The following is a 7,928-nucleotide window of genomic DNA, read 5'->3' on the forward strand; positions in this document are numbered from 1 at the left end:
GCTACATTTAGTAAGTAAAAATACTATTTTAAATATGGAAGAAATGGACAAGTATATAAGTGAAAATAATATAACAATATTATGGTTAACAGCTTCCTTATTTAATTTTATGTCAAATGAAAGACCGCATATGTTTAAGAATATAAGATGTTTATTAGTTGGTGGAGATAAGTTATCTATAAACCATATAAATAGGGTCATGAAAGAATGTAAAGATATAAAAATAATTAATGGATATGGACCAACAGAAAATACTACTTTTTCAACAACTTTCTTAATAGATAGAGAGTATCCTTCAAATATTCCTATAGGTAAGCCAATTAGTAATTCAAAGGTTTATATTATTAATAATAACAAGATACAACCTATAGGAGTATGTGGAGAGTTATGTGTTGCTGGAGACGGTTTAGCAAGAGGATATTTAAATAAACCTGAATTAACAAAAGAAAAGTTTGTAGACAACCCATTAGTAAAAGGGGAGAGAATTTATAAAACAGGTGACTTAGCTAGAATTTTGCCAGATGGTAATATAGAGTTTTTAGGAAGAATAGATTCTCAAGTGAAAATAAGAGGATTTAGAATAGAACTTGGCGAGGTTGAGAATGCAATTTTATCTAATAAAAAAGTAAAAGAAGTTGTTGTAGTTGTAAATGAAGACGATGAAAAGAAAATTTGTGGATATTATACAGGAGCAGAAATTGAAGAATTAGAATTAAGAACATATATTTCAAATAAACTTCCAAATTATATGATGCCATCTTTCCTTATGAGGTTAGAAAAGATGCCATTAACTCCAAATGGAAAAATAGATAAAAAAGCTTTACCTAAGGCAGAAGTAGAGATTAGTACAAACTATATAGAGCCAAGGAACCACATAGAAAAATCATTATCCGATATATGGAGTGAAATTATAGGTGTAAAAAAAATAGGGTTAAGAGATGATTTCTTTGAATTAGGAGGTCATTCACTAAAGGCTATAAATATAGTTTATAAAATTAATAAAGAATTTAATATAAATATTCAAGTACAGGATGTATTTGAAAAAACAACAATAGAAGCAATGGGGCTATATTTACAAGAATTACTCATATCTTCAAATGAGGCAGCTACTACTTTTGAAAATGGAGAAGAAGTGAATTTTAAAGAAATACAGAAAGCTGAAATAAAGTCACATTATGAAGTATCATTAGCTCAAAATATGATGTATATAATAAATCAAATTAATACAAGTAGCTATAACTATAATGTGCCAACTGCATATTTAGTTGAAGGAAAACTAGATAAAGAAAAGTTGGAAAATGTAGTTAGGCAACTAATAGATAGGCATGAAAGTTTAAGAACAAGGTTTACTGTTATAGACAATATAACTTACCAAGTAATAGATGAAAATGTAGATTTTAAAATAGAATATTTAAGATATAAAAAAGATTATGAAGATAATGAAGAAAGCATATTGGATATAGTTAGTAATTTTAAAAGGCTTTTCAATTTAAGGTTATCTCCATTAATTAGAGTAGTTTTATTGGAACTTAATGATAAGAGCATATTATTTATGGATATACATCATATAGTTGTAGATGGTGTTTCAATGAATATTATCATAAAGGAATTAGCTGAGCTTTATAATGGAAATAGCTTAGAGCCATTAAATTTACAATATAAAGACTTTTCAGAATGGCAAAATAAATTAATAAAAGCAGGAGAGATAGATAAGCAAAAGGATTTCTGGCTAAACTATCTAGACGAAAATATTGAAAAATTAGATTTACCAAGAGATTATGATAGCGAAGATAAATATTCATTTAAAGGTGGGGATATTAATATTAAGTTAGATCAAACAATTGTAACTAAAATAGATAAGTTTGTTAAGGAAATGCAGATAACAAAATTCATATTTATGTTTTCAGCAGTAAGCATACTATTGAACAAATATACTTTAAAAGAAAAAATAATTATATCAACACCAGTTTCAGGAAGAACAAATTCAGATCTTAATAATATAGTAGGCATGTTTGTAAATACATTACCAATTAAAATCAACATTACGGATTTTATGAATTTAAATGAATTTTTACATGATGTAAAATTACAACTTTTAAGTGTATTTGAAAATCAAGATTATCCAGTAGAAAGTTTAGTTGGAGAATTATCAAAACAAAGAAAACTTAATAATAATAGTTTGTTTGATGTAATATTCTCATATGAATATGATGATTTATCAGTAGAATCTATTGGAGATGCAAAAATTAAACCACTTGATTTGAAGACAAATGTATCTAAAAATGAGTTGACAATAGTGGCTTCAGAAGGAGAAGAATTAACAATATCATCTATATATGATTCATCTATTTTTAAAGAAGAGACAATAGATGAAATGTTAGCCAACTTAGAAAATATTATTATTCAAATGTTAGAACAATCACAAATGCCTATTAAGAATATAGGGCTTATTGATGATGAAAGTACTGAAGAAGGGCAAGATGATGAATTAGATGATTTATTATTTGATTTGTAATAATGAGATTAAAATACTTTAAGTAATAGGAGATAAAATGCATAATGCGTTTTATCTCATGTCCTTATATAAATAATATATAGTAATTAGTTATCTAAATTTAAGGGGGTAAAATAATGAGTGGCATTTCAAAAGAAATTAAAGCAAAAAAGTACTGGGGTAATACTACAGCTATTTGCAAAAATGTAACTAGCTTTAATAAAAAACTAAATATTTCTAATGAAAATTGTTATCATAGTAAGAATTTTATTATATCTGAAGATATGTCTAAAAGATTAGAGAAAGCATCAAGGGGGTCAGAATTAGCATTATACCTTTTTTTATTATCTATAACAGAAGCGGTGATTTATAAATATGACAATACTCAAATAAACATCTTATCATCAATTTATGAGAAGAAAAATAATGATGAAAAAGATAATGCTGTCATTATACCATTAGAGATTGAAAGGGATATAAGTTTCAGAGAATTGTTAATGAGGATCAAAGAAAGGGTATTAGAATGTTATAAAAATCAAAATTATCCTATAAAAAGGATAATAAAGGATCTTGGAAAAAATAGTGCTTTAGATATAAGCACTATAGGCTGCATATTAAGTAGCATACATAATATAGATAAGTTGAAGAAATTTCAATTACCGATTATTATAAATTTCTCAAAAAAAGGGTCTCTGATTACATTAGATATAATGTACAAAATTAAAGAGGAAGAATTTATTGAAAGTCTAGGAAATCAAATAGTTAGAGTTTTAGAACAGGTTTTGGGGAATGTTGATATTAAATTAAGAGAAATAGAAATACTTTCATTAGAAGAGAAAAGTCTAATACTTAATGATTTCAATGATACAAAAGCTATATATCCAAGAGATAAGAGCGTGCATGAATTATTTGAAGAAGTAGAGGCAAAATCAGGAGATAAGATTGCATTAATTTCAAATAATGAAGAAATATCATATAAAGAATTAAATAAAAGAGTAAACAGTATAGCAAATTTCTTAAGAAGAAAAGGTGTAAAGAGAGATACAATTGTAGGTATTGTATGTGATAGAAGTGTAGAAACAGTAATGGGGATTCTTGGTATAGTGAAATCAGGAGGAATATATTTACCTATAGATGAAGAATATCCTGAAGAAACAATAAATTATATGCTTAATGATAGTGAAAGTAAAATTGTAATAGCTAAAAAAGAGTTCATAAAAAATCACAATATTAATGAAATAGAATTTGTAGATATAGAATCAGAAGAAGTAAAAAATGAAAATGTAGAAAATCCAGAAGTAATAAGTAAGCCAGAAAGTTCAATTTATGTTATATATACATCAGGTAGTTCAGGAAAACCTAAAGGAGTAGAAATAACTAATTCAGGATTAATAAGATTAGTAAGAGATACTAATTATATTAAGTTTAAGGAAGATGACAAATTGCTTCAAGTGGGGTCATTATCTTTTGATGCTTCAGTTTTTCAAATATGGGCAGCATTGTTAAATGGAATAACATTATGTATAGAAGATAGGGGAATAATACTAGATGAAGACAGATTTGAAGAGTATGTAGTAGATAATAAAGTAACAATGATGTTATTGCCTACTGCGCTATTTAATAAAATTGCAGAAGAGAAGCTTAAATTATTTGATAAAGTAAGATATTTACTTGTTGGAGGTGATATCTTATCAATAAAACAAACAAGAAGTTTAAAAAAGATAAATAAGAATATTAAATTGATTAATGCATATGGCCCAACAGAAAACTCTGTAATATCTACAACTTATAATATTGAAGGAGATTTAGAGGGGGTAGATTCTATACCAATTGGAAAACCAATATCAAATTCAACAGCTTATATATTAGATGGTGATAATTCTATTTTGCCTATAGGAGTAGTAGGAGAGCTTTGTGTAGGAGGAGATGGAGTATCAAAGGGATATTTAAATAGAGAAGAGTTAACTAAGGAGAAATTTATAGAAAATCCCTATGTGCTAGGAGAAATAATATATAAAACTGGTGACCTTGCAAGATGGCTGCCAAATGGAAATATAGAGTTTTTAGGAAGAAAAGATTTTCAGGTTAAAGTAAGAGGTTTTAGAATTGAGCTTGGACAAATTGAAAATGTGATATTAAGTAATAAAAAAGTAAGAGAAGCAACTGTAGTAGTAATAGGTGAAGAGGAAAAGCAAATTTGTGCATACTATACTGGAGAGAATATTAATCCTGCAGAGCTAAAAACATATCTATCAAATAATCTCCCAGAGTACATGATACCAACTTATATTACAAATCTTAAGAAAATGCCTATAGGTAAAAATGGTAAGATAGATAGAAAATCATTACCAAAACCAGAAATAATAGAAGTGGACTATGTTTCGCCAAGAAATGAAGTAGAAGAAAAGATAGCTTCTGTATTGCAACAAGTATTTTGTTTAGAAAGAGTTGGGATAAACGAAAGATTTTTTGACCTTGGAGGAGACTCAATTAAGGCGATACAGATAGTATCAAGATTAAGAAAAGTTGGCATAAAACTTGATATAAACTACTTATTAAAAAATAGTACAATAGCGGAAATGTCTGTAATTGTGGATAGTATTAATAACAACTGTGAGCAAGGTATAGTAGAGGGAGAGATTATATTCACTCCAATACAAAAACAATATATAGAAAAGTATGGCTATGGTATGAATCATTTTAACCAGGCATTTATGTTATATAGTAAAGAAGGTTTTGATAGAGATATAGTAGATAAGGCAATAAGAAAAATCGTAGAACATCATGACGTACTACGATTAGTAGTAAGAGAAGAAGATGGAATTTTAAAGGGATATAATAGTGGAATACAAGACAAGCTTTATGAATTTGAAGTACAGGATTTAAGAGAAGATACTGAATATGAAATAACTATAGAGAAGGAAGCAAATAGAATACATTCATCTATGGATATAAAAAATGGACCGATGGTAAAAGCTGCACTATTTATAACGAAAAATGGATCGCATTTATTAATGGTAATACACCATATGGCAGTAGATGGTGTATCATGGAGAATTATAATTGAAGATTTTATATCCATATATAATTCAGAAAGTGAAGGAAAAGAAGCAATACTCCAAAAGAAGACAACGTCATTTAAGGAATGGTCAGAAAAACTCTACAATTATGCAAATGGTAGAAAAATGATAAATGAGTTAAAATACTGGTCAAACCTTGCAAAAGAAGAAGTTGAGAAAGTTATAAGAGATGATATTAAAGAAAAAGAAGATAAGATTATATATGATAGTTCCATTAATGTAAAATTAACAAAGGAATATACTCAAAAGCTATTAAAAGAAACTAATAAAGCATATAACACAGAAATAAATGATATACTTATTTCGGCATTAGGTATAGCCATAAAAAGATGGAAAAATATAAGTAAAGTTGCAATAAACATGGAAGGCCATGGTAGAGAAGAACTTATAGATGGAGTTGATATAACAAGGACCGTAGGATGGTTTACAAGTTGTTATCCTGTAGTACTTGATATAAAAGCAGATAATATATCTAGAATTATAAAAGAAACAAAGGAAAACCTAAGAAAAATTCCGAATAAGGGAATAGGTTATGGAATTATTAAATATCTAATGGAGCCTAAATATGAAGAATCTATAGATATTGATATAAACCAATCTGTAAGCTTCAATTATTTAGGGCAGTTTGATGAGGACATAAATGGTAGAGATAATTTGGAATACTCAAAATTAAGTTCAGGTAATGCAGTTAGTGATAACTTAATGTTAGAGTATGATATAAATATAAATAGTATTATTGAAGATGGAGAATTATTAATAGATGTAGGGTATATTACAAATGCCTTTAAGAAGGGGTCAATAGAAGAATTTGCAGAAATTTTAAAAGAGGGTCTAGAAGAAATAATAGATTATTGTGTAGATAAGAAGGAAGTAGAATATACTCCATCTGATTATGGAATAAATGAATGCACAATAGACGATGTTGAAAATATTAAAGAAAAAGTAAGAGAGCAACTGGGAAATGAGGTAAGGGTTCAAAAAATAAATAAATTAACTCCAATGCAAGAAGGTATGTTTTTTACATATTTAGAGAATAAAAAAACAACATCGTATATAGTCCAATTGGAAATGGATATTGAAGGGAAATTAGAATTAGAACTACTTAATAAAGCTTATAATATACTTCTAGAAAACTATAGCGTGTTAAGGACAGTAATAATAGATAGTGAAGCTCATCCATGTCAAGTAGTTACGGAAAATAGAAAGGCTAAAGTATGGGTTAAAGACTTTACATCACTAAGTTCAAAAGAAAAAGAGAGAAAATATGAAGAGTATAAGGCTGAAGAGATATCAAAGGGCTTTGATTTGAGTAAAGATATACTTTATAAAATCAGTATAGTAAAAATGCTAGAAAATGAGTATAAATTACTTATAACAAATCATCATATAGTAATTGATGGATGGTCAGTTCCAATATTAACAGAAGAATTTTTTAATATATATGAAAGCTTAAGAAGAGGCGAGAATATAAAGTTAAAGAGTAATGAAGATTTTGATGAGTATATAAAATGGCTATCAAAACAAGATAAAGCAGAAGGGGTAGAATATTGGGGAAATTATCTTAAGGGATATGAAAGTGAGATAAGATTACCAAAATTGACTGGCCAAACAAAAGAATATGAGCGTGGAACTAAAGAAATATATATAGAAAAAGATATTACTAAAAAAATAGAAGAAGTTACTGTAAAAAATGGAGTTACTTTAAGTACGGTAATTCAAACTTCATGGGGTATTTTATTGCAACAATATAGTAACGTCAATGATGTAGTATTTGGAACAGTAGTTTCAGGAAGACCAGAAAATCTAAATGGTGTAGAAAATATGGTTGGAATCTTTATAAACACAGTACCTGTAAGAATTAAGGACATGACAGGAAAAAGGATAAAAGAATCTATAAAAGAAGTTCAAAACATAAATAATGAAGGAAGAAAATATGAATATATACCATTGTACGAAGTTCAAAAAAATACTACAAAAAAACAACAATTAATTGACTCTTTATTTGTATTTGAAAATTATCCAGAGGAATATGGAAAAGATAATGATGATAAAGAATTCTGCATAAATGATTTTAAAGGAAGCGAACAAACAAGCTATGATTTAAATCTAATAGCTATGCCTGGAGAAAATATAAGTATTAAAATAATGTATAACAAGAAGGTATATGATAGTGATTTTATAGATAGACTTACTAAACAATTATTAATGATAATTACTCAAATAGGGAAAAATGAACAACTACTAGTAGAAGAAATACAAATTATTGATAATGAAGAAAAGCAAAAATTATTATATGAATTCAATGATACTTATACAGAATATCCAAGGAACAAAACAATTTGTGAATTGTTTGA

The 7,928-nt window shown here is 27.3% G+C and carries 2 protein-coding genes; both read left to right on the top strand.

The genetic code is table 11. The features are described 5' to 3' along the window. Positions 1-2,515 (top strand): condensation domain-containing protein (locus FAY47_RS19520; RefSeq protein WP_143318601.1); only part of this gene is annotated, 2,515 nt, incomplete at its 5' end. A 116-nt stretch (positions 2,516-2,631) separates the two neighbouring features. Beyond that, the coding region (locus tag FAY47_RS19525) for a non-ribosomal peptide synthetase (RefSeq protein WP_143318602.1) at positions 2,632-7,928 on the top strand (5,297 nt) is incomplete at its 3' end.

This window comes from Clostridium sp. HBUAS56017 (genome assembly GCF_007115085.1).
Lineage (GTDB): Bacteria > Bacillota > Clostridia > Clostridiales > Clostridiaceae > Clostridium > Clostridium cibarium.